The sequence below is a fragment of the Sporosarcina ureae genome, assembly GCF_029267015.1.
In the GTDB taxonomy this organism is placed as follows: Bacteria; Bacillota; Bacilli; order Bacillales_A; family Planococcaceae; genus Sporosarcina; species Sporosarcina ureae_D.
Genome location: NZ_JARIEA010000073.1, coordinates 19,284 through 42,549, shown reverse-complemented (window position 1 = coordinate 42,549; position 23,266 = coordinate 19,284). Strand labels below are relative to the sequence as shown.

The window sequence follows — 23,266 nt, the reverse complement described above, 5'->3', positions numbered from 1 at the left end:
AACTTTCTATATGAAGTGTGAGGAGTGCGAAACGCGTACTCTTACAACAAATTTAGGGGGACCACCATATGAAATTATTAATTGATGAAGAAACAATCCCATTATTACCATCGCTTGTACACGAAGTTGGAATAAATGGCGCACTATTTTTACAGCAATTGCATTACCGTTCGCTTATTTCAAAAAGTAGTAAGGATGGTTATAAATGGGTCTATAAGACGTATGCGGACTGGACAAAAGAATTTACATTTTGGTCTACAAATACGATTCGACGTATTGTGTATGATTTGGAAAAAAAGGGCTACCTCATTTCAACAGATCAACACAACCAAATGAAAATTGACAAAACGAAGTGGTACCGAATCGACTATACGTTATTCCCAGGAAATCCGTTCGGAATCGGGCAAATCGATTGTCCAACACCGACAGCTGCACGTGTCGATGTTGAACAACTCCAGGTGTCGGAATTGAGCAAGCCAATAACTAAAGAACTTAAAGAACCTTTAATAAAAAAGAATAAAAAGAGTGTCGAGATAAATCTCGACGTCCTCCATTCCGTTATTGAGTACTTAAATAACAAGACCGGAAAACAGTTCAAAACTGAAAACGTTACTACTCGAAAATGTATCAACGATCGATTGAGCGAGGGATACACACAAGAAGATTTCATGCGTGTCATCGACCTCAAAACAAATCAGTGGTTGCATCTACCGGAATTCAACCAATATTTGCGGCCCGCGACGTTGTTCAGCGCAAGTAACTTCGAAAATTATGTAAACGAACAGACTTTGTCAAAGAAGCCGAAAAGACGCCCGCTCGTTCCGCCAGTGCTAGATTTCACGAAAGGAGATGATCACGTATGATGAACGAACTAGTAGAAAAAAGTCTTCTCGGTACGATGATGCAGGAAAACTATCTAATACTCGACAGTGGAATTCAAGTGGCTTTTTTTGAGACACAGCTACACAGAAGTATTTATCTATCCATGAAAGGATTGGCGCTACAGGGACGCTCAATCGACTTCATTACCTTGCTGACAACACGCGAACCAGCAGAACTTGGTGGAGCAAATTATGTAGCGGATTTACGTAGATTTGCGAACCCAGACCGCTTTGACGAATACTTGGAGATTGTGATCGACAAGTTTAAGAAGATTGAAACGGAGAAGATTTTGCAGCGAGCGTTGGCCGAGCAGTGGGTGATCGGCAAGATTCAAAAAGCTTTAGACGAACTGGATAGTGATCATGCATCCGTCGAATTGGAGTTACTCGACGACTATCTTGTATCCCAATACGAACAACCATTCATCGAAGCACCGGGGATGACGGGAATAAGTACGGGCTTACAGTCTATGGATTATGTACTGAACGGATTCCAAGATGGTGAATTTATCGTCGTCGCGGCAAGACCATCGATGGGTAAGACAGATACACTCAATCATTTCGCACTTACTGCTGGATTGGCTAATCATTTGCCACTGATTTTCTCACTTGAAATGAGCCGAAAAACGCTGTCAGACCGACTCATTGCCTCAGCTGGTGGATACAGTCGTTTGAAAATGCGCGATCCGAATAAGTATTTTCCCGATTCACAAAAGAATAGTTGGATGAAAGCACTCGAGCTCCTGCAAAGTGCAAGGATTAGAATCGACGACCGCAGCGGAATCAAAGTGAGCCAAATAAAAGCTGCAGCTCGTAAAATCATCAAAGCAAATCCAGAAAAGCGTCCGATTATCTTCGTTGACTACTTGCAGATCATCCGACCGGAGGAAGCAGCGAACAATCAAAATCAAGCAATCGGTCAAATTAGCGCAGATTTAAAATCCATGGCGAAAGAATTTAACTGCCCTGTTGTCGTCTTGTCGCAACTCTCAAGAGCTGTCGAACAACGACAAGACAAACACCCGATGATGAGCGACTTACGTGACTCAGGCAACATCGAACAAGATGCTGACGTCGTGTGCTTCCTTTACAGGGATGACTACTACGACCAAGAATCAGAAATATCGAATCATCTGGATATTACCGTTGCCAAACACCGCAATGGCCCAGTCGGCAGCTTCACCGTCCACTACGACAAAGACACGGGTCGACTCAGAAACTTACAAAGCTAAAACAAAGGAGAGACTACACATGATTACAGTTGAAGAACTATTCGATTACGCGATCGATACCGATATGTCCCTGACCGCCCACAGTATCTTCTGGGCAATTAGCCATCAAAAAATTCGCATGGAGGAAGACAGCAAGAAGCTAAAGGAAATCGAATTCGATCAGGAGGCGATTCAGCAATCGATGAAAGAAAACATATTGCGAATTGGAGAGATCAAACTCTTTGTGGTGGAAAGTAAGCAACCGAATTGGTATGCCTTTTATCTCAGCAAGAAAGAGGCAGACGCTTATCGATTACATAGCGAAACGTTTCGCGAGACGGGTGTGAAAATCACTTACGCCGACCGATTGATGCCGAATTTATTAACTTTTGCTGAATCAGGTAGAGAGGAAAGTTTGTATGAGTACCGAAAACGAGTGATGCAGTTTCCAGTGTATGTTGGTCATGTAGAAGCAGGCAAGCGCTTGGTACAACGTGTGTTATAAACGAAAGGAGAGAAGGGTGTGGAGATAACGGATATGGTGGTAGTCCCAGTAATTATCGGACTAGTAGATGCGCTGAAAGGATACGGGCTGCCGAAGAAGTGGTGTCCGATTGTATCGATAGTACTTGGTGTAGCAAGCGGTGTCGTGTATGTGTTTCCAGAGGACTGGGCTAGTGGAGTGTTGAGTGGTGTTGTCATGGGATTGTCTGCTGGCGGTTTGTATAGCGGTGGGAAGGCCGTAGTGGGCAGAGACTAATTAAGAGATTCGCTGTAGAATTTACGTACGTTTTATTTTTGATAAGGCATGATAAAATCCAGCTGTCTTCATAAAAGAAGATATGCTGGATATCCATATTACTCATTATCAATTCCTAAACGAATTCATTCTAAGGGCTCTTAAGTTCCTTTTTTAACTTATTTTTTCTAAAAGCATAGACGATCATAAGTAAAAGAGGGAAGAACAGTCCAATAGTTATAGTGAAATATATTTCAGTCGATTGTTCCACTTCTTTTTGGTAGACGACGTTAGGATAGATCACGAGAGAGAGTATAACAGCCAACATGCCTAACGGTAGCGTTAAAGGGCGGTAGTCTTTTAAGTTTAAAATTTGTGCGATCCCTAAAACAGAAGCATAAAAATAAAGAATCGTCTTAAAATAAAGGGCGATAAACCAAAGGAAACCCATCAATTCTTCAATACGCTGTACAAAATCTCCAACATTAATCCGTTTGGCCAATTCATAGCTTGGATAAATCTGTCTAGCTGTATCGTCAGCACCTACTACCGAAATACTTAAGAATGTAAAAATGAGGATGAAGATACCACCTATTAAGTTTCCAAGTAGAAAAGACTTTTTCGCTTGTTTCACTTTATTGACCATGGCTGGGAAGATCATTAATAACACAATCGCATTGACAGAAGAGGAGGTAATAAAATAGATGCTGGATTGAACGATCGTTTTGGTCCCTACCTCAAATACTGGCTGCAAATTTTCAAATTTGATTTGCGGTGAAATAAACACTGCTAAAATGACGAATAAAATAAAGAAGACGACAATGAAAATTTCTGCAGAACGAGCGATTGTCTCCAATCCAAGTCTGACACCCATCACGACGATTGCGATCATTAGAATATTTAGGGCTACTACTGGCGTGTTAGGCATCATATTGGTCATTATAAATGTCGCCGAATAATACAATAGACTAGACGTGTAAAGAGTAGCCATTGCTACAAATAGTACGGAAACAGCTTTTCCTATCCATGTGCCAAATATCTTTTCATTAATTTGGATATAAGTGAGATGAGGGAACCAAAGGGCTATAGATGTGAATAGCCATATGACCAATAAGCCGATTACTATACCTACGATAGCGGCAATCCAAGCATCTTGTCTCGCTTCAGTAGCTAAAACTGACGGGACAATTAAGATGCCTGTACCAATCGTAAAGAAAATAACCAAAATTAGAAATTGGTATGGATTAATTTTTTCGTTTTGCATCATGTCATATCCTACCTTTCCCTTCACCTAGATCTTCACTTCAGCAAAGGAGCCATCAGGTTAGTTAGTAGTGTAAATAAAAAAGTGAGTAAGTCCATTGGGTTAGGAATGGACTTTCCAAATCCAAGCACCATGCCTAACACCACTCCTATCGTAAGAAAAACAGAAAACGCGATCAATTCTTTTTTATGTTTTTTATCTAAGAGAGAGGGAACTTCAAACCACACAATGGCAGCTGCTATCAAGAGGACGCCTATACTATTTAACATGATCAGTTAGTCCTTAATCTTTTCTAAGAAGGAATTATTCACTGTACCGATGCGACGAATGTTCATATCAATATGAACATTTACGGTTAAATCGGAGAATCTTTCATCCCAGTGTTCTTTCATTTTGTTCCATTCTTTCGGATTGGATCTATGGATGGCTTCGCCAAATCCGAAAATGTCTGATTGATATTGTTTTTGTACGGACTCAATCGTTTGATGAATAATTTCTTTCACTTCTGCTTCGTAATTTTTCTCCAGCTCATCAATGGTTTCTTGTTTCATAATATCAATTGAACATAATACTTCTCCTATATTTCCTTCTGCTTCAATTATGAGATCTATCTCAGGATCGCCTTGGTTTATAGATCCTTTAATTTTAGAATGATATTTTAGAACTTCTATAGTGATATTTCCTTCTTTAGGACAAGGAATAGATGTCACGGTTTTTTTAACTTTTCCGGTAATATCTGCGTAGCCCCTACTCTCTTCTTCAGTTAACCAGCCGACTAATTGATCTGCTTTAAACACCGCTAAATTATCATATTGAATTCGCGTAGTAGGAGTAATCGAGTCCGTATTCTGTTTGCTTGACCCTGTTTCTTTGTCACCAAATACTTGAATTCCTGTTAACACGGCTTCATTTCCATCACTTATAAGATTGGTTACTAGCTCATCTAATATGACGCCTTCTGTTCCGGCCCAGTTTTTTTCTGATACTTTAAGAGCATTAAACATTTTATTGGCTGGAATACTTTCTATTGTCGTCGTCACATTCAATACTTCAGAAGCTGTTAAATCCTTCGCAACGACTACATAGAAGTCCGATCGAAGCTCCCAATCTCTGGACAGTAATTCTAATGAATCAGCTATTCCTTCTTTTGCTAGTTCTTCGCTGATGACTAGTATTTGTAGATGCCCTGGATAAATTTTTCGTGGGGAAACCTTTGTCATTTTTCGAAAAGCTTCATACACAGTGTCTCCGGTGGCATGAAAGAGAGTGACCGCTGAACGCCCCGTACTTGCTCTCATCGATACTTCTGAAGGTACGACCACTTGGGCACTGACAACGTATTCATTTTCTATTTTGTCGATTCCTAATGCCATGGCGATGCCCAGCTCATTTAATTCTCTCCTGTCCCAGCACCCCGACAAAAAGAGGGTAAGAATCAGGAGTGTAACTATGCATTTTTTCATCATATACTCCCTTTCTTATTCATCGTTTTTTGGTGGCTGTGGTTTCGCGGAAGCTGGATCTTGTTGCCTAACTTTATTTGTTTGATTCGTCAGGCGAGGTCTAGTAAACATTTTCCATACAGGCGCCACAATCAACGTGTCTTTTTGATCGGAAACGTTAAATGGAGCTAATGGTGACATATAAGGTATACCAAATGAACGTAAACTGCATAAATGGAGAATAAGAGCCACTAAACCTATGGCGATGCCATATAACCCAAACGAAGCAGCTAACGCCATAAATCCAAAGCGTAGTATCCTCGCAGCGATCGCAAGGTTGTAAGTAGGTGAAACAAAGCTTGATATAGCGGTTATGGAAACGACGATGACCATCGCAGCTGAAATAATGCCAGCTTCGACCGCAGCGGTCCCGATCACAAACGCACCTACAATGGACATGGCTGAACCGATGGAGCGGGGCATCCTTACGCCTGCTTCCCTCAAAATTTCAAAAGTAATTTCCATTATAACGGCTTCAATAAATGCCGGAAATGGCACACCTTCTCGTTGGGCTGTCAGGCTAATAAGGAGTGCAGGTGGTAGCATCGTTTGATGGAAAGTGGTGACCGCAATAAATAATGCGGGTGCAAGCAAAGCAATTAGGTATGCAAAGAAGCGTAGAAGTCGAATTAGACTTCCAATACCGGTATGCACATAGTAGTCTTCAGGAGATTGGAAAAATTGGACGAATAGTGCGGGAACAAGTAGTACAAAAGGAGTTCCATCCACTAAAATGGCAATGCGTCCTTCGAGAAGTGCTGCAGCTACTGTATCTGGACGTTCGGTATTAAAAACGGTAGGGAAAGGGGAGTACGTTGAATCTTCAATTAGCCCCTCGATATTACCACTTTCCAAAATCCCGTCAATATCTATTCGGTCCAAACGCAAACGAACTTCCTCTACGATTTTGTCATTTGCAACGCCATGAATATACATAATAGCAACATTCGTTTTCGTCCGCGTTCCAATCACTTTTGACTCCATCCAAAGACTTGGATCTTTCAATTTCCGACGAATCAATGCTGTATTGATTCGTAGATTTTCAGAAAAACCTTCGCGCGGTCCTCTAACTACTGTCTGAGACGTAGGTTCCGTTACCCCACGCTCAACCCAGTGCTTATTTCCAATGACTAGACCTTCAGAATATCCATCAATTAACAAAATAGCATCCCCAGATAAAAGAAAGGTAAAAAGATCATCAAAGTTGGTGAGATCTTTAATCTCTCCCACCGTCATAGCAAAATCTTTTAAAACAGTTAAGAGATTTTGTTCAGGCGTTACCTTCTTCTCTAACGGGGTCCCTTTTATATCTAACATCAACGATTCCATAACGAAATTTTGCAATGACGGTGTATCGCTTAAGCCGTCGGTATAAAAAATCCCCGCTTTCACCGATCCACCTTTACCAATTCGAATTTCACGAATGACAATATCGGTGCTCGCACCGAGACTATCTTTTACGAATTGTATATTGTCCTGAAGACTTGTCTTTAAATCACTGGGTGAAGTATTTTCTTTCGTTTGGCTAGGGGGAGTGGATTGTACTTTAGTTTTCACTTTCTTTTTGAAAAAGCCCATACACTACCTCATTTACTGTTTGGTGTTTTGCGTAGGTACGCATATATATTGATTTTTCATTACTGTTTTATTCATCATGTCCTTATTATTATTGTTTTATGCGGGTTGGGGTGGTGATTTTATGGGAGGAAAACGGTGAAGTGAAGAGTGTTTTTGGGGGATTGGGTGGTATGGAGAGTACTTTGGGTTTGTGATTATCGATATATCAAAAAAGCACCTGCGCTTGAAACACATAGGTACTCTTTTTTAGAATATAAGTAAATAGAAAAAGAGAAGCAATCCGAAAAGGAATGATTATCTGACTTGCTTGATCTTTTTATTGTCTGGGCTCATATACTCCGTATTCCAAAAACTACCCTGCACTTCTAGCAACCCGAACTGCAATTTCACAAAAGGTTTTGACGAGTATGGATTGATCGCTACTCCGATAAGTAATGCCCATCGAGGCAAGCGGTAACTGGTGAATCGAATCAATGTAAACGACTTCTTGTGTATGCATGTTCATAATAGATTGGGGAACAATGGCTATGCCCATACCAGCAGCAACCAAGCCGATGACTGTTTGAAATTCTAGAGCTTCTTGTTGGATGACGGGATGGCACAGTCCGAGAATTTCGGTGTAGAGTCCGGGCCATGTCTTTGGTGAAATTAGTACGAACGGGTAGGGTTTTAAGTCCTCTAGTGTGACTACATCTAATTCAAGTAAAGGATGTTGTTTTGGAACCGCGAGTACGCAAGGATGAATGGAGACGATTTCAGTGTGAAGCGTGTCTTCAAGGACTGGAGGTCTTAGGACACCGACATCGATTTCATTCTGGCGCAATGCTTCAAGTTGGGCCAGCGTAGACAATTCGGATAGATGTACTTGAACGTCAGGGAATTGTTTTCGGAATACCCTTAAAACTGCAGGTAGAATATCATAGGTGGCAGAACCAACGAATCCTACACGCAAAGATCCCAATTTTCCAAGATGGATCCGTTGTGCATTTTCAATTGAAGCCTCTAGGGTATCGATAACTTTGACGATATCATGATAGAAACGTTGTCCAGCTGCTGTTAATTCGACGCTCCGATTCGTTCGGAGAAATAGAATAATACCCATTTCTTTTTCTAAGTTTTGAATTTGCATACTTAAAGGCGGTTGGGTGATATGTAGTCGTTTAGCAGCGCGACTGAAATTTAATTCCTCAGCGACGGCTATAAAATAACGTAGCTGTCTTAATTCCATTGTTCCATCACCAGCTTTCTAAGTATTCGAAAAACGTATAGTTGTTATATGAATTATATACTTCTCGAATGGTGACTAGCAAGCTAAACTTAGAAATACCAAATGAATGAAGGAGATGTCGTTGTCAGAAAGAACACAAGTGGAACATTTGTCGTTAGGGAAGTTGCGGAAAATTAGACGGAGGCTGCGCATGATTTTCGAAGTATACTACCTTTTTGATCAAAATTGAAAGCGATATCATTTTTTTAAGTAATTGATAAATACTTTTAAAGGGTGGAATAAAATGAAGATATTAAACTTAAGTGGTACGCCGTATGAGATTGGTTTTAGTCATGGAGAACAAGCTAAAAGTGAAGTTGCATCCAGTATAACTGCGTACGAAGAATTATTTTACAATAATGCGGATATCACGTGGAGTCAGGCAAAAGAGATGGGAAAAAAACATTTGCATGCTATTGAAAAGACGAATATTAAATTACTTGAAGAGATGGAAGGGCTAGCAAAAGGTGCTTCTGTGGATTTTGAAGATATTTTAGTGTTAAATGCCCGAAGTGAAATTGTGTTAACGCAAAACAAAACGGATGGTTGTACAAGCTTTGCGATTATGCCACCTAAATCGGAATTTGCATTTTTGGGTCAAACTTGGGATTGGACTTCTGCTCAATCTAAAAGTTTGATTATGACGAAAATCACTCAACAGAATGGACCGAAAATTCACATGGTTACCGAAGCGGGAATTATTGGGAAAATCGGTATGAATGAACACGGTCTGGGGGTTTGCTTAAACGCTTTACGTTCAAACCTTAAATCAAACGAACTGCCGATCCATCTTGGACTAAGAGAAGTTTTAAATTCAGAGAATATTGAAGAAGCTAGAAATAAAGTAGTAAATGGTAAGTTGGGATCTTCGGCCAATTTTTTAATGGCTCAATCAAAAGGCTCTGTTCATACTGCCAAAAACTTAGAGTTGTCCCCAAATAAGTTTGGTGAAAAAGAAACTTCAGATTCCTATCTATATCATACAAATCATTTCTGTTCTAAAACGGTTATTGATGATATTGGAAATGATAATTTAACTACAGAAGAAAATTCATATAATAGAATTGATAGGATTGAGAAATTAATAGAAAACTCTACAAAAGACAATCACGTCGTAACAGAAGAAGATATAAAAGGATGGTTAGCTGACCACGAAAATAAGCCAAACTCTATTTGTATTCATAAAGTACCTGGTACATCAGACTATACAGACATTATTACGGTCTTTTCAGTGATTATGGACTTATCGAATAAAAGTTTGTATCTACAAGAAGGACAGCCTTGCCAACCAATAGATATACAACGTTTTAGTTTTTAACTGTAAGTGCAATAAAATCACATAAGTCATGAGAATTTATTCAAGTACAATTAGATGGATTGACTGAGGAGGATACTATGGAACAAGAACGCAAAAAAAAGCGTCTAAAGTTTACAATGCCTGACGCATATATAATTATTTTTAGTATTATAGTATTGGCAGCTATTGCGACTTATCTAATACCTGCAGGATCTTATGATCGTGAAACTGTTGACGACATAACAAAAGTTGTACCAAATAGTTATACTGCGCAAGAATCTAATCCTGCAAACGTATTAGATTTATTTACTTCTATTCAACTAGGAATGGTTCAAACTGCGAATATCATTTTCTTAATCTTCATTATTGGGGGAATAATAGCGGTTATTGAGTCAACCGGTGCTATTGATTCTGGTTTAAATAAGTTAATAGATAAGACAAAAGGTCGATATATTATATTAATCACAACGGTTAGTGCGATGTTTGGTATTTTAGCTTCTATGGGAGTTGTAGCCAATGCTGTTATTGCTTTTATTCCGATTGGTATCGGTTTAGCGCGATCCTTGAAGCTCGATGCCATAACTGGAGTTGCTATGATATATTTGGGGTATTATTCAGGTATGATTGCAGGTGTTTTTGATCCTACGATATTAGGTTTTGCTCAAACAATTGCTGAATTACCTTTATTCTCAGGAATAGTTCTTCGAGTATTTGTATTTGTTGCTTTAATTACAGTTACTATACTTTATACAAATAGTTATGCTAGAAAGATTAAGAATAATCCAGAGAAGTCCATTATGGCGGGTAAACCTTTTGGCGATCACCAAGAGATTTCAGACGGGATGGAAGAATCCCATGAAAATAGAGTTACAAGTTTTACTACTACACAAAAGCTTGTCATTCTGGCATTTGTTGGATCACTAGTGTTTTTCGTCTACGGAGCCTTCACCAAACAATGGGGTATCAATGAATTAGCAGGTATCTTTATTTTGATGGGCGTAATAGTGGCAATCATTGCACGTATCAATCCGAACAACTTCGTTAAGATTTTTATTTCAGGTGCACAATCTATCGCGTACGGTGCACTCGTAGCAGGTTTGGCAAGAGGTGTTGTCATTGTAATGGAAAATGGCCATATATTAGATACCATTGTGAATATGGTTCTGGTTCCATTGGAATCGACAACATTATTAGTAGGTGCACTGCTGCTCTTCGTGTTTAATATGGGCTTTAATCTATTAGTAACAGCAGGAGATGCTCAAGCAGCTATCGTTATGCCTATCATGGTTCCAATTGTCGATATTTTAGGAATGACGAGACAAACCGGAGTCCTTACATTTAAACTTGGAGATGGCTTTACAAACATTATTGCGCCAACTTCTGGGGTGTTAATGGCAGTGCTAGCTATAGGCGGTGTTAAATGGACTCAATGGATTAGGTTTGCAATTCCTCTATTACTTATGTGGATTGTGGTGGGAGTTATCGCGATTACTTATGCAGTCCTAACAGGATATGGTCCTTTTTAATAGTAAGTATGTTGTATGAAGGCTGGAAAAGGCTAGACACAAAGACAATTCGTTCTGTTTATATGTCTGGTCTTTTTTATCAAAATAAAGAGTTTTCATGGAAAAATATATTTCCAAGGTGGTTTTTTCGAACAATAGAGTAATGGGTACCTGTGTGAGAAACTAACGTGACTGTTTAAACATTCACAATAGCTTCTCGCACAGGTACTTTTATCTATGGTGCTGAACTAAGTTAAGGGTGACAGGTCCCCGAACAATTCATATAAAATAACTATACTTTCCATGAAACTTTTTCCTTATTCTTCCGTCTGTACGGTGACTTATGAATATACGAATAGAAAGGATCGGATCAAATGAAGAAAATACTATCGGTACTAGGGGCAGCTTTGCTTGTACTCAGCCTTCCTTTATCAAGTTACGCTTCGGACAATCAGCGGTTTTCTGATGTGCCATCAACCAAACACTTTGCGGAAGCGGTGAATCATTTAGCTGAGCGCAATATCATCGGAGGCTATCCGGATGGCACATTCAAACCGGGCGAATCCATTACCCGCGGACAAGCAGCCGCGATTATCGTAAAAATGACAAATCTTGATATGACTACTGTCACCAATCCTGGATTTAAAGATGTCTCGACAGCAAACGGTTATTATAAAGCAATCGCCGGCCTGTCAGAAAAAGGTGTGATTAATGGTTATGGTGACGGACGCTTCGGGCCGAACGACAACATCACCCGGGGACAGATGGCTTCCATTCTAATCAAGTCATTTGAACTGCCGTTGTATGAAGAGCCCTGGAATCCTGATTGGGCGAACAGTTTTAAAGACCTCAATTACAGAAATAGCCATAGAGCAGGTGTTTACAGTCTCTATCAGCTCAACCTGACAACAGGTACAACGCCGACTACCTATAGTCCGAATGCGGCAGTGACACGCGGACAGGCCGCAAAGTTATTGAAAGCATCCGAAGAAGTGAAATCAGAAATCAAGGTGCTGCATCCGGAGGACTATGGAGGAAATGACTTTACACGCGTAAACACAACCTCTCCAGACGTTCTAGACGCTGTTACGCAGTATAAAAAGAATACTCTTTTTGAAACAGATATGGTACTTCACCTCGTACCGAAAAAAGAAGGAACCGCTACGTTAAGTTTTTCTATAAATAAAAAATCGCATAAAAATTATATGGTGCAGGTGAAAAAAGTGAACGGTGCCTTCCAGGTTTTATTGGAAGAAGCTAACGGACCTTTTGCCGTACCGCTAGAATTATGGGTGAAGGATGAAATAAAAAAGGAAGACAGTCCATCAATCGGAGCTAAATCGATTTCGTTGAAGACGGTCAAGGGGAAGACAATCACTGACGATATGTCGTTCGATAGCTGTACGAATTCTATTAAGCAATATTGTCACGTCGTCCAGATCGATCAGGCTGGCGACTTCATCGCTACTGTTCGGTATACTGACGGGAGAGAGACGCTTTACAGCATTCATTCCGTACTAGATGAGTCCGAATCATTTTATACCGTGTCTTCACATGTAATAAATAATCTTCACGTAGATGTTACGGTAGATGAAGGCAACAAGAATCTTGGCAAGCTGACAATTTTGCCGAAAGGATATGAAAAAATAGCCACATTGACGAGAGTGACGGGGACGAATACATTTCGTATCACTCCAAAGCAAGTGGGTAATTTCTGGGTAGGATTCCCAAGTAGGTTGTGGAATCCCGATGATAAACTTGATGGTGTAGTCCAATATGGCATTCACGTAGACGTCAAAAAGATCGGACCATACCTTCATGTAGAGGCAGAACAAACTGTAGACTATTAATTAATCAATTTGCATCTGTATAATTATTTTAAAAGCAGCAAGTTCCGGAATGATTTTTCATTATTTCGGGCTTGCTGTCTTTTTATTGAGTTTATATTTATAGACAGTACTAGCTTTCAACACTATCCAGACTGGTGCTGGAACCTGGTAGCTTTAATAGTGGAGTGGTATACTGGCAAATGGATAATTATATGGAGCCAACTAAAAGATCGTGAGGAGATAAATAGAATGACATACGCATTAGAAATTAAAGATCTAAAAAAAGTCTATGCTGGTGGTGTGGAAGCGTTGCGTGGCATCGATTTGAAAGTGGAAGAAGGGGATTTTTATGCTCTTTTAGGTCCTAACGGTGCCGGCAAATCTACAACTATCGGAATTGTGACGTCTCTCGTCAATAAGACATCAGGAAAAGTGAATGTCTTTGGCTATGATATGGATACGCAGTTAATGCAAGCTAAGCTGCAGATCGGTTTGGTTCCTCAAGAATTCAACTTCAGTCCGTTTGAAACGGTTCAGCAGATTGTAGTGAATCAGGCGGGCTATTACGGTGTGTCTAGGAAAGAGGCGCTAAAGCGTAGCGAAAAATACTTGAAGCAGTCTGATTTATGGGAGAAAAGAAATGTTCAGGCGCAGATGCTTTCTGGAGGGATGAAACGTCGACTGATGATCTCTCGTGCTTTGATGCATGAACCACGCTTACTTATTCTGGATGAGCCGACTGCGGGTGTAGACATTGAATTGAGACGAGAGATGTGGACGTTTCTGAAAGAATTAAATGAAAATGGCACGACGATTATTTTGACAACACATTACTTGGAAGAAGCGGAAATGTTGTGTCGTAATATCGGAATCATTCAAAAAGGGCAGCTGATTGAAGATACTAGTATGAAATCATTGCTCGCTAAGCTCCAGTATGAAACCATTATTTTAGATATCGAACCTTCAGGACAAGCGCCAGTGATCAATGGTTATACTAGTGAACTCCTGGACGATGGATCTCTTTCTGTAGAAGTAGCACGTGATCAAGGGATCAATGAAGTGTTTAACCAATTGACAGAACAAGGGATTAAAGTGTTATCTATGCGCAACAAGTCCAATCGATTAGAAGAGTTATTTTTAAAACTTACAGAAGAAACTGCGTAGTGGAGGATACATATGTTTAAATTATATTTAACAGCATTAAAGGGTTTATCGGTCAAAGAAACGAATCGCTATTTAAGAATCTGGGTCCAAACATTGGTCCCGCCAGTCATCACCACTTCTTTGTACTTTATTATTTTCGGGAATTTGATTGGTAAACGGATTGGCGAAATGGATGGATTCTCTTACATGGAATTTATTGTCCCAGGATTGATCATGATGTCCGTCATCACCAGTTCCTACTCAAATGTTTCGTCATCATTTTTCTCTCAAAAGTTTCAAAAGAACATTGAAGAACTATTAGTTGCCCCTGTACCGACTCATATTATTATTTGGGGCTTTGTCATTGGAGGAATAGGAAGAAGTGTTCTCGTAGGGATACTGGTCACGATCATCTCTCTGTTTTTCGTTCCATTGCAAGTGCACTCGTGGAGCATTGTCATCTTGACGTTTTTGATGACGGCGATTTTGTTCTCGTTGGCCGGTCTCTTGAACGGTATTTTTGCCAAGTCATTTGACGATGTGTCTATTGTGCCTACGTTTATTCTTCAGCCGTTGACGTATTTAGGTGGGGTGTTTTTTGCCATCTCGATGTTGCCTCCATTTTGGCAGGTGATTTCACAGTTCAACCCGATCGTTTACATGATTTCCGGATTCCGATTCGGGATTCTCGGTGTGATCGACGTTCCGATTTTATTTTCTATAGTCATTTCGATTACGTTTATCGTAGTGCTTTACGTAATTAACTGGTATTTGATTGAAAAAGGTCGTGGACTGAGAAGTTAATATCTGTGACGTATTGTAACAGTTACTTGAGAAATTAACTTGAATGCCTAAACAATAAACTAGACTCCTGATCAGCCCACTTCGTAGTGTGAGCTTAACAGGAGTCTATTTTAATTTAACCTTGCATGGCTTCTTGAGCAGCAGAGAACCCTAACAAATCAATAGGCATTTCTGTCATATCTCCAGAGTCTTGCGTAGTAAACGTCATCTCAATAAACACAGCACTCAACATCTTCTGATTATCATCTCCGTGTGCAGCGGCTTCAAGTGCGATCAATCCTTCAAACAGATCAGAATACTCTTTTGCGATCTCTTTAGAATAATAGGTCTGAAGATCATATGAAGCAGAATGGAAGTGCTGGACTTTTTTATTAAGATCGCCTAATTCATCTTTTACTGTTTGGAGATGAGTTTGCCAAGTAGGGATTTGTTCTTCAGTAAGTGTCTCATTTAGTGCAGCTTCTACAATCATTAGTCGTTCTGTCATCATAGTAGTGAAAAGTTCATCTACATGATACTTAGTTAGCAGTCTCAGTACTTCGAGACCTAGGATGTTGGCGGTGCCTTCCCAGACTGTGAGTACTTGTGCGTCCCTTAGTAATCGGGGGGTGACGAAGTCTTCTATATAGCCGTTGCCGCCATGCATTTCAAGAGATTCGCGCGCAAAGTGAATGGCTTGTTCTGCGGTTTCTTTTTTAACAACTGCAACAAGTAGACGGAATAGAATCGTATCATCTTGTGAAGCACTTTTTTTCGTTTCAGGTCCCATGACGTGATCCATTAAACCGATGACATCAAACACGGCTTTAAGTGAGATGTCTTGTTTAGCAGCTAGTTTCGTTAATGTACTTTGCACCATCGGATATTGAATAAGTTGCTTTCCGAAGGCGTCGCGCGTAGTAGCGTAGTCGTACGCTTCCAATAGACTTCTACGCATGATGCCAATGGATGCGACCGCATTACAGATACGCGATAAGTTGAGTGCTTCCATCATATAGAAGAAGCCTTTGTCAGCGTCTCCGACTAAATAGCCTGTTGTGTCAGTGAATTCTACTTCGGCAGAAGCGACGGCACGAACGCCGAGTTTGTCCTTTAGTCTGCGGATGCGTAAATTTCCTGCTACACGGTTTTCTTCCCAAGGGACAGCGAATAGGCTGAGTCCTCTCGTGCCGCCAGTTGCTCCTTCTATACGAGCGAGGACCATAGTAACTCCACATGCGCCTGCGTTGCTCGCAAAATACTTTTCACCTGTCAGTTTATAAGAATCTCCATTTTGTACAGCGACGGTCTCGTTTGCTCCGACGTCTGATCCGCCTTGACGCTCTGTTAAGAATGTAGCGCCTTCGTATAATTCCTCATTACCTGTAGCCAGTACATGTGGTAAAAAGCGTTCACGAACGAAGCCCTCCGAGTATTGATCCAATAAATACGCCGTTGCTTTTGAGAGAGTTACAGGACAATAGAAGCCAGGTTCTGCATGTGACAATAAATAGCCTTGTGCAAATGCATAGACGTAGTTTCCTTTGTGTCCACGTTCAGGAATTTCTTTATGGATATAGCCTACAATTCCGGCACCATACGTGTCAGCAACCGTTTGACGGTAACCTTCATTGAACCAGACCTTTGATATTTCATTGCCCATTTTATCGTAGCGAATAAGTTTTGGCTGGCCTTCTCGATCTGTATGCACTGCACGTTCGTCGAATACACCTGTACATTTCTCACTGAAATCGTTCAGCTCAATGTCGGCCCATTTGAAAAAAGGTTCAGGTAGATGATTTTTCAATAAAGTTTGCAAGTTTTTATCTCTCTCGTAAAAGTGTGGCATTGTATGTCCTCCTCTTTATACTAAATTGCGCAAATGGCTTTTTAATAGTTTTCCAGTGACGTTTCTCGGAAGAGCATCTAATTCTTCTACTAATCGCGGAATCTTGTAAGAGGCAATCTTTCCAGTCAAGTATGTTTTAAAGTCCTCTGCCAAGTCGCCATCGATAGGTTCTTTCAAGACGACGAACGCTTTGACAGTTTCTCCCCAATCAGGATTCGGAACACCCACAACAGCTACGTCATCTACAGCAGGGTGAGTGATCAATTCTTTTTCAATGTCTTGTGGATAGATATTGACACCGCCTGAAATGATTATGTCTTTTTTGCGATCCACAACCCAGTAGTAGTCGTCTTCATCTTGATAAGCCATATCTCCGGTATATAGCCATCCTTCTTTCAACGTAGCCTTAGTTAGTTCCTCAGCTTTATAGTAACCTTTCATATTTCCTTCTCCAGCTAGAATAATTTCTCCGATTTCGCCTTTGATTACATCTTTACCGTCTTCATCTACAAGTCGAATTTCACAGTTGAGTGCAGCACGCTTACCGATACTACCCGCTTTATTGGCATGTTCTGTGCCCATCAGCACTGTGCCGTTAGGTCCCGCTTCCGTTAGTCCATATACACAATATAGTCGGTCAGTCTGGAACTTTTGTTGAATGAAATCTACTTTTGATTGATCAAGCGGAGCGCCTCCATATACCCAATGTGTCATCGACGACAAATCGTAATCGGCTAATTTATCATGAGCAGCACCTGCCAAATAAGCGATTGGAGCACCGAAGAAATGTGTTGTCCGTTCAGTAGCTACAGTGTGTAGGAATAACTCGGGAGTAAATGTTGGCGTTACAATATGTGTTGCGCCTGCGTAGGTCCCTGCAATTAAAAACAAATGTAGGGGAGCAGAGTGACTAAGTGGCATCATATGCAGTAAACGACTATCTGGAGTGATGTTCATTTCAATGGCCATCATAATACCGACAGTTAGGATGTTGCGGTGAGTAAAGACGACTCCTTTTGGATCACCAGTCGTACCGGACGTATAGAGAATAGAAGCTTCGTCATCGTCAGAGGATAAGCATTCAATAGACGATGTGCTACCATTTAAAAGAATGTCGTCTAGTGAACGCCAATCGAATACAGCCGCACCAGTTTTCACATACGTAATAGATGGATCGAGCTTCATATGTTCTATAGAAGGGAATAGCATATTGTGCGTAATCAGCATTTTGGCATCACTATGTGTAACAATGAACTGGATTTCTTTTTCAGCTAGTTTCGCATTAATAGGGATGCTGAGTGCTCCTAAACGTTGCACAGCAAAGTATGAATAGATAAGTTCTTTTGTATTTGGCATGTGCAAGACGACTTTGTCCCCTTTACTAATGCCTAATGTGCGCAAGCCGTCAGCAAGCTGATTCACTGCCTTGTCCCATTCAGCGTATGAAATTCTTTCTTTGGGCGTAACAATTCCTTCATGATTTGGGAATTTGCGTGCTTGCATAGCTAATAAATTTGAAATGTTCATTCATGATCACTCTCCAATTCGTGTAATTTCACATTGTACTCACGTAATAAGGTGTCCATTTCAGATCGGATGATCATCAGTTCATCAATTCTCTCGGTCACTTCATTTATTTTTTCTTGTCCATATTCAACGGTTCGTGCTAATTGTTTCTTGCCAGTTGGATCGCGATCGAATAGCTCAATCATTTCCTTGATTTCATCCAATTGGAATCCGTATTTCTTTCCCTTAAAAATTAACTTTAGACGCGTGGTCTCTTTTTTACTGAAAACACGTTGACCGCTAGCTGTTCGAAAGGGGTGTAGTAAGCCGATTTCTTCATAGTAGCGAATAGTACGAGTGGAGACATCGTATAACTTCGCTATGTCTGAAATAGAAATAGATAATTCTGTTGAATCTTCATCTGTGTTAGAATTCATGATATCACCACTCCTGTATTGAATTTTCTGATAAGCACAGTGTATCATTGACGTTAACGTAAAGGGCAATAGTTATTTGTTAGAATGTAAAAATTTAAGTAGAAAAATCAGTCAGAAGGTTCCCATGCCGCTTTCCAATAAAATAAAGTTACTCCTTCAGCAATATATAGATGACAACAGCACACCCAGCTTAGAAGAGTTACTCAAGCAAGTGTACGAAACATCTTCGTAAATGTTATTACGGACAATTGATGAGAAGGGTAAGTAGAATTTAACCCCATACAACGCTAATCTACGAATGGGATGATTTTGAAAGCGTCGAGGATGTCATCACGAAAATAGACGGCACAACAGCTGTCGAAAAAGTGATGCTTCACATGAAAGACGGAAGGGACTATAGCTATGATGGCGGTGTGATGATGCGCATGTATTCAACAATAATTTCGAGAGTAGAGAATGCAGGCGGCGAACATATTAGAACAAAGTATTAAGTTATAGCAAGTAAAAAACGATCTCACAGTAATGAGATCGTTTTTTGTTTCTATTATCTTGTCGACTTTGGATTCATCGCATCTTTTAGACCTTCACCAATGAAGTTAATTGACAAAATGGTAAACGTAATCGCAAGTGCTGGCGGCATCCACATCCAAGGCTTGCCCTGTAGCACGTCTGGCTCGTTTGCGAACGCAAGCATATTACCCCAAGAAGGCGTTTTTTGAGGAACACCGAACCCAAGATAACTAAGCCCAGATTCCGCGATGATCAACCCGGCGAAAAGTAATGTTGCCTGTACAATGATCGTCGACATGACGTTCGGCAGCAAATGCTTCGCGATCACTTTAGCTGGTGAACAACCAATTGAAATGGCTGCAAGAACATATTCATTCTCTTTCTCAGCAAGAATCTTACTTCGTACAATACGCGCCACACCACCCCAACTTAACAGACCGATCAAACCGATCAATACCCATAGCCCATCTACTTTACCGTGCAAAATGGTATTCAACACGATAACGAACACAAGGAATGGGAAGTTCAATACGAAATCCGTAAATCGCATGAGAAGGCTATCGACTCGGCCACCGAAGAATCCAGCGATTGAACCTACGAGAGTACCTAAGAAAATAACGATAAGTGTAGCACTGAAACCGACTAACAGTGAAACTCTACCCCCGTATAACAGTCTTGTCAGTACGTCCCGGCCACTTTTATCTGTTCCGAGAAGATGTTCACCATTCGGCGTGATGTTCATTTTTGAAATATTTACTTTCTCGATATCTGGAATGGGCGAAATATGAGGCGCCAGTACAGGAGCTAGAAGAGAAAGGATGATGACAGCTGCTAAAAAGAATGAACTGATCATTGCCAATTTGTTTTTCAAGAATTTTTTTCGGGCCATTCCCCAAGGAGATAAGCCTTTCACTGGTGGCTTTTCTTCTACAGGTGTTGTATTCATTGTCATGTCCTTTCCTCCTATCCTAATCTTATTCTTGGATCTACGACGCCATATAAAATATCAGCTAATAAGTTACCGAAAAGTACTAGGAACGATAGCATCATCGTAATGGCCATCATCGTCGGAATATCACGATTTCCTACTGAATCAAGAAACAATAAGCCGATACCAGGGTACGTGAAAATTTTCTCTATAATGATCGCTCCGCCTAGCAGTGAAGCAATATCGAATCCTAGGAATGTAATGAGTGGAATAATAGAGTTACGTAAAATATGTACATTATAAATCCGGCTCATCGGTGTTCCTTTAGCTCTAGCAGTTCTAACGAAATCTCTGCGTGAGTTCTCGATTAAATCATTACGTAAAAACTGTGTATATTGTGCTGTTGCGAAAATACCGAGTACGACAGCTGGCAAGAACACATGATGAATTTTACTCAACCAATAAGCAGGCGTGCCTTTTGAGATTTCAATATCAACAGAACCCGCGAAAGGGAACCAATTCAAACCAAAAGCAAAGAAATAAATTGCAAAAACCCCAGCGACGAAAGAGGGGATTGCAAGCCCAGCATAGTTAAATACCGCAATCAAGTTATCACCAAGTGTATAGGGTTTTCTCCCAGCATACATGCCCATGGCGAATGCGAGAATATACGTTATGACTAGGGAAACTAACGCTAAAAATAGGGTGTTCGGTATCTTTTGAATGATTAACTCAGACACCGGTATTTTATAACGCGTGGATTTTCCGAAATCACCTTGAACGAAATCTTTGATCCATCTGCCGTATTGAACGTACACAGGATCGTAATAGCCTGTTTTCTGTCTCATCTCTTCAATATATTCGGGATTGGTGTTATTCGGATCGATTTCCCCCGTGAAAGAGTCACCAGGCATCGCCTTAGCGAGTCCGAATACCACTATGGAGATTAAAAATAACATAGGGATCATCCCTAAAAAACGACGGATTATTAGTTTTATCATAAGGTACTCTCCTTAACTATGTCCTACTCTACGTTAAATCTCTTAAACACGGTAAGACGTATTTTTACTCCATAAGTAGACGTTGAATAATACCTCAGTTCGTATGGTTGGCTACGTCTAGCGAACGATACTACGAGTCATTTTATTTAGTTGGGTGATTGGGCAAGGTGTGTTTCTCTTTGTATACTCACGGTTATTTGAAGAACTGCCAAAATAGATCTTACCGTATATAAGAGTCTGTAAAATAAATAACGGCAGTGAACGAACGTATCCGTCCACCACCGATATCTTTTATCTCTTATTTATCTGATTTCTTATACCATTCTGCAGCATTGTTTTTACCTGCAACATTTCTTTCAAATCCACCGACTTTCTTGCTGACACCATCAATTTCCTCAAGTTCAGCAATGAAAAGCATTGGCAAGTCTTCGTTGATCAGCTTTTGCCATTCAACATAGACTTCTTTACGCTTGTCGTTATCTGTTCCGACTTCATCAATATCTAATGCTTTTTCAAGAAGAGCATCTGATTCTGGATTGTTGTAGCGTGGGTAGTTCCATAGAACATCTGATTTCCAAAGACCTGATGGATCTGGATCAGAACCAGTTGACCATCCACCGAAGAATGTTTCGATGCTTGGATCATCTTTTTCAATCATGTCATAGTAAAGCGTAACTTCTGTCATATCTACTTCAGCTTTCAAGCCAACTTCTTCCCAATATTGAGCAATAGCTTGTGAACGTGCTTCAAAAGTTGGGTTTCCAGTTGCATAATGTGCGAAGTGAACTACGAACTCTTCACCATTTGGATCTTCACGGAAACCATCATCGTTTGTATCCACGTATCCTGCTTCGTCAAGAAGTTCCTTTGCTTTTTCAACATCATATGGGTATTCGTTTAAGTCGCTATCATCAGCAGAAATCCAGTGTGCGGATGGAACAGGTTTGTTAACTGGCTCTCCATATCCGAAGAAGAATGCGTCAATCCATTCTTGACGGTTAATGGCATGCATCATTGCTTTGCGTAAGTTTTTGTCTTGATATTTTTCTTTCTCTTCAACGATTTCTAGTTTGTCGTTATCGAATTTACCAAGTTTGAATCCTACATAATAATAAGAAAGTCCAGGTGCTGTGACGATGTCTACATTATCCAACTTTTCTACTTCGGGAGCAGAAACGGGTTGAACTTCGATTAAGTCAATATCACCATTTTGAAGTGCACCTACTGTAGACGTATTGTCGATCACACGAACAATAATTTTATCTAGGTTTACTTCACCATTCCAATAGTCGTCGTTACGTATAAGTTCGTATGATTCTCCTGGTACAATGTTCTCTACTTTAAATGGACCGACGCCCACTGGTTTAGAACGAACCACTTCTGATTCAGCCATATCTGCTACGGCAATTCCTTCAAATGCTTTTTCAGGAAGTGGGTAAGACCAGATGTTCAATAAGTTGTTTACACGTGGCTTATCGAAAGTGACTTTGATTTCATAGTCGCTTACAACTTCAAGACCTGAAATGCTGTCGGCTTTACCAGCGCGGTAATCTTTCGCACCTTCAATTGTATCTACGTTTGTAAATCTTGAGCCGGTGTAGTCTTTATCTGCAATGGTTTCAAGTGCAAATACCCAGTCGTTTACTGTTAGTTCTTCACCGTTATGCCACTTTACGCCTTCTTTAAATGTAAATGTGTAATGTTGGCTATTTTCTGTTTCCCATGAAGCTAAGTTCGGTTGAATTTCTAAATTTTCATCGTATGTGAATAATGATTCATCAATAAATTCAAGAATCTGTGCGTCTGTTGCGATATCATAAAATGCAAAGTTGAATTTTCCTTCAGGCTCTGTATCGATACCATACACAAGTGTTCCGCCTTTTTCTGGTTTGCCATCATCTGTTGCTTCTGTGTCGTCTGTTTTACCTTCGTCTTTCGTACCCGTGTCTGCATTGTCTTTGCTACAAGCTGCAAGAAATAATGAAAGAACGAGTAACATTGACAATACCCAAAACATGGATTTTTTCTTCATGTTA

At 40.3% G+C, this 23,266-nt stretch carries 20 protein-coding genes; 9 read left to right on the top strand and 11 right to left on the bottom strand.

What is annotated here, in order from left to right; translation table 11 throughout:
* The first annotated feature begins 68 nt into the window (after positions 1-68).
* From Q7P97_RS13025 to Q7P97_RS13010, 4 genes are read left to right on the top strand one after another with little or no spacing between them, the layout of a single operon-like run.
* Positions 69-863 (top strand): conserved phage C-terminal domain-containing protein, encoded by a 795-nt coding sequence (locus Q7P97_RS13025; RefSeq protein ID WP_303969671.1) that lies wholly within the window; start codon positions 69-71, stop codon positions 861-863.
* Positions 860-2,113 carry a replicative DNA helicase gene (locus Q7P97_RS13020; protein ID WP_303969669.1) on the top strand — a complete coding sequence of 418 codons (1,254 nt, stop codon included), beginning with the start codon at positions 860-862 and terminating at the stop codon, positions 2,111-2,113. Before Q7P97_RS13025 ends, Q7P97_RS13020 begins: the two co-directional genes overlap by 4 nt.
* A 19-nt stretch (positions 2,114-2,132) precedes the next feature.
* Positions 2,133-2,597 carry a hypothetical protein gene (locus Q7P97_RS13015; protein ID WP_303969667.1) on the top strand — a complete coding sequence of 155 codons (465 nt, stop codon included), beginning with the start codon at positions 2,133-2,135 and terminating at the stop codon, positions 2,595-2,597.
* 18 nt (positions 2,598-2,615) lie between these two features.
* Complete coding sequence (locus tag Q7P97_RS13010) at positions 2,616-2,852, top strand: hypothetical protein (protein WP_303969666.1); 237 nt, start codon at positions 2,616-2,618, stop codon at positions 2,850-2,852.
* A gap of 130 nt (positions 2,853-2,982) precedes the next feature.
* Here Q7P97_RS13010 and Q7P97_RS13005 read toward each other — a convergent pair whose 3' ends face one another.
* The 5 genes from Q7P97_RS13005 to Q7P97_RS12985 all read right to left on the bottom strand — a co-directional run bounded on the left by Q7P97_RS13005 (position 2,983) and on the right by Q7P97_RS12985 (position 8,403).
* Entirely contained in the window at positions 2,983-4,098 is a 1,116-nt protein-coding gene (locus tag Q7P97_RS13005) for a GerAB/ArcD/ProY family transporter (RefSeq protein ID WP_303969664.1), read from the bottom strand.
* Between the two features lie 32 nt (positions 4,099-4,130).
* On the bottom strand, positions 4,131-4,364 hold the full coding sequence (locus Q7P97_RS13000) for a hypothetical protein (RefSeq protein WP_303969662.1): 234 nt from the start codon (positions 4,362-4,364) through the stop codon (positions 4,131-4,133).
* 6 nt (positions 4,365-4,370) lie between these two features.
* Positions 4,371-5,558, bottom strand: a complete 1,188-nt coding sequence (locus tag Q7P97_RS12995; protein WP_303969660.1) for a Ger(x)C family spore germination protein — start codon at positions 5,556-5,558, stop codon at positions 4,371-4,373.
* A 15-nt stretch (positions 5,559-5,573) separates the two neighbouring features.
* Complete coding sequence (locus Q7P97_RS12990; RefSeq protein ID WP_303969658.1) at positions 5,574-7,175, bottom strand: spore germination protein; 1,602 nt, start codon at positions 7,173-7,175, stop codon at positions 5,574-5,576.
* Positions 7,176-7,527: 352 nt separating this feature from the next.
* Positions 7,528-8,403, bottom strand: a complete 876-nt coding sequence (locus tag Q7P97_RS12985) for a LysR family transcriptional regulator (protein WP_303969656.1) — start codon at positions 8,401-8,403, stop codon at positions 7,528-7,530.
* A 283-nt stretch (positions 8,404-8,686) separates the two neighbouring features.
* Between Q7P97_RS12985 and Q7P97_RS12980 the strand changes: the two genes are divergently transcribed.
* The 5 genes from Q7P97_RS12980 (at position 8,687) to Q7P97_RS12960 (ending at position 15,020) form a co-directional block, all read left to right on the top strand.
* Entirely contained in the window at positions 8,687-9,760 is a 1,074-nt protein-coding gene (locus tag Q7P97_RS12980) for a C45 family autoproteolytic acyltransferase/hydrolase (RefSeq protein WP_303969654.1), read from the top strand.
* Between the two features lie 77 nt (positions 9,761-9,837).
* Positions 9,838-11,265, top strand: a complete 1,428-nt coding sequence (locus Q7P97_RS12975) for a YfcC family protein (protein WP_303969651.1) — start codon at positions 9,838-9,840, stop codon at positions 11,263-11,265.
* Positions 11,266-11,618: 353 nt separating this feature from the next.
* Positions 11,619-13,094, top strand: a complete 1,476-nt coding sequence (locus tag Q7P97_RS12970) for an S-layer homology domain-containing protein (protein WP_303969650.1) — start codon at positions 11,619-11,621, stop codon at positions 13,092-13,094.
* Between the two features lie 228 nt (positions 13,095-13,322).
* Entirely contained in the window at positions 13,323-14,237 is a 915-nt protein-coding gene (locus Q7P97_RS12965) for an ABC transporter ATP-binding protein (protein ID WP_303969648.1), read from the top strand.
* Between the two features lie 12 nt (positions 14,238-14,249).
* Complete coding sequence (locus tag Q7P97_RS12960; protein ID WP_303969646.1) at positions 14,250-15,020, top strand: ABC transporter permease; 771 nt, start codon at positions 14,250-14,252, stop codon at positions 15,018-15,020.
* A 115-nt stretch (positions 15,021-15,135) separates the two neighbouring features.
* On the opposite strand, the gene Q7P97_RS12955 is transcribed toward Q7P97_RS12960, so the two are convergent.
* The 6 genes from Q7P97_RS12955 to opp4A form a co-directional block, all read right to left on the bottom strand.
* Positions 15,136-16,848, bottom strand: coding sequence for an acyl-CoA dehydrogenase family protein (locus Q7P97_RS12955; protein ID WP_303969644.1), 1,713 nt, complete (start codon positions 16,846-16,848; stop codon positions 15,136-15,138).
* Between the two features lie 15 nt (positions 16,849-16,863).
* Entirely contained in the window at positions 16,864-18,375 is a 1,512-nt protein-coding gene (locus tag Q7P97_RS12950; protein WP_303969642.1) for a class I adenylate-forming enzyme family protein, read from the bottom strand.
* Complete coding sequence (locus tag Q7P97_RS12945; RefSeq protein WP_303969640.1) at positions 18,372-18,791, bottom strand: MerR family transcriptional regulator; 420 nt, start codon at positions 18,789-18,791, stop codon at positions 18,372-18,374. The genes Q7P97_RS12950 and Q7P97_RS12945 overlap by 4 nt, the downstream gene beginning before the upstream one ends.
* 544 nt (positions 18,792-19,335) lie before the next feature.
* A complete protein-coding gene (gene opp4C / locus Q7P97_RS12940) occupies positions 19,336-20,253 on the bottom strand; it encodes an oligopeptide ABC transporter permease (protein ID WP_303969638.1) in 918 nt (305 codons plus the stop codon).
* 11 nt (positions 20,254-20,264) lie between these two features.
* Complete coding sequence (gene opp4B / locus Q7P97_RS12935; protein WP_303969636.1) at positions 20,265-21,230, bottom strand: oligopeptide ABC transporter permease; 966 nt, start codon at positions 21,228-21,230, stop codon at positions 20,265-20,267.
* Positions 21,231-21,528: 298 nt separating this feature from the next.
* The gene (gene opp4A / locus Q7P97_RS12930; RefSeq protein ID WP_303969634.1) at positions 21,529-23,262 is read right to left on the bottom strand and encodes an oligopeptide ABC transporter substrate-binding protein; all 1,734 of its coding nucleotides are present in this window, start codon (positions 23,260-23,262) and stop codon (positions 21,529-21,531) included.
* Positions 23,263-23,266: the final 4 nt, after the last annotated feature.

What these genes read in the sequence shown, in the direction of transcription:
- Q7P97_RS13025 (WP_303969671.1), top strand. Translation starts at nt 69, where the DNA reads ATGAAATTATTAATTGATGAAGAAACAATCCCATTATTACCATCGCTT.
- Q7P97_RS13020 (WP_303969669.1), top strand. Translation starts at nt 860, where the DNA reads ATGATGAACGAACTAGTAGAAAAAAGTCTTCTCGGTACGATGATGCAG.
- Q7P97_RS13015 (WP_303969667.1), top strand. Translation starts at nt 2,133, where the DNA reads ATGATTACAGTTGAAGAACTATTCGATTACGCGATCGATACCGATATG.
- Q7P97_RS13005 (WP_303969664.1), bottom strand. Translation starts at nt 4,098, where the DNA reads ATGATGCAAAACGAAAAAATTAATCCATACCAATTTCTAATTTTGGTT.
- Q7P97_RS13000 (WP_303969662.1), bottom strand. Translation starts at nt 4,364, where the DNA reads ATGTTAAATAGTATAGGCGTCCTCTTGATAGCAGCTGCCATTGTGTGG.
- Q7P97_RS12995 (WP_303969660.1), bottom strand. Translation starts at nt 5,558, where the DNA reads ATGAAAAAATGCATAGTTACACTCCTGATTCTTACCCTCTTTTTGTCG.
- Q7P97_RS12990 (WP_303969658.1), bottom strand. Translation starts at nt 7,175, where the DNA reads ATGGGCTTTTTCAAAAAGAAAGTGAAAACTAAAGTACAATCCACTCCC.
- Q7P97_RS12985 (WP_303969656.1), bottom strand. Translation starts at nt 8,403, where the DNA reads ATGGAATTAAGACAGCTACGTTATTTTATAGCCGTCGCTGAGGAATTA.
- Q7P97_RS12980 (WP_303969654.1), top strand. Translation starts at nt 8,687, where the DNA reads ATGAAGATATTAAACTTAAGTGGTACGCCGTATGAGATTGGTTTTAGT.
- Q7P97_RS12975 (WP_303969651.1), top strand. Translation starts at nt 9,838, where the DNA reads ATGGAACAAGAACGCAAAAAAAAGCGTCTAAAGTTTACAATGCCTGAC.
- Q7P97_RS12970 (WP_303969650.1), top strand. Translation starts at nt 11,619, where the DNA reads ATGAAGAAAATACTATCGGTACTAGGGGCAGCTTTGCTTGTACTCAGC.
- Q7P97_RS12965 (WP_303969648.1), top strand. Translation starts at nt 13,323, where the DNA reads ATGACATACGCATTAGAAATTAAAGATCTAAAAAAAGTCTATGCTGGT.
- Q7P97_RS12960 (WP_303969646.1), top strand. Translation starts at nt 14,250, where the DNA reads ATGTTTAAATTATATTTAACAGCATTAAAGGGTTTATCGGTCAAAGAA.
- Q7P97_RS12955 (WP_303969644.1), bottom strand. Translation starts at nt 16,848, where the DNA reads ATGCCACACTTTTACGAGAGAGATAAAAACTTGCAAACTTTATTGAAA.
- Q7P97_RS12950 (WP_303969642.1), bottom strand. Translation starts at nt 18,375, where the DNA reads ATGAACATTTCAAATTTATTAGCTATGCAAGCACGCAAATTCCCAAAT.
- Q7P97_RS12945 (WP_303969640.1), bottom strand. Translation starts at nt 18,791, where the DNA reads ATGAATTCTAACACAGATGAAGATTCAACAGAATTATCTATTTCTATT.
- opp4C (WP_303969638.1), bottom strand. Translation starts at nt 20,253, where the DNA reads ATGACAATGAATACAACACCTGTAGAAGAAAAGCCACCAGTGAAAGGC.
- opp4B (WP_303969636.1), bottom strand. Translation starts at nt 21,230, where the DNA reads ATGATAAAACTAATAATCCGTCGTTTTTTAGGGATGATCCCTATGTTA.
- opp4A (WP_303969634.1), bottom strand. Translation starts at nt 23,262, where the DNA reads ATGAAGAAAAAATCCATGTTTTGGGTATTGTCAATGTTACTCGTTCTT.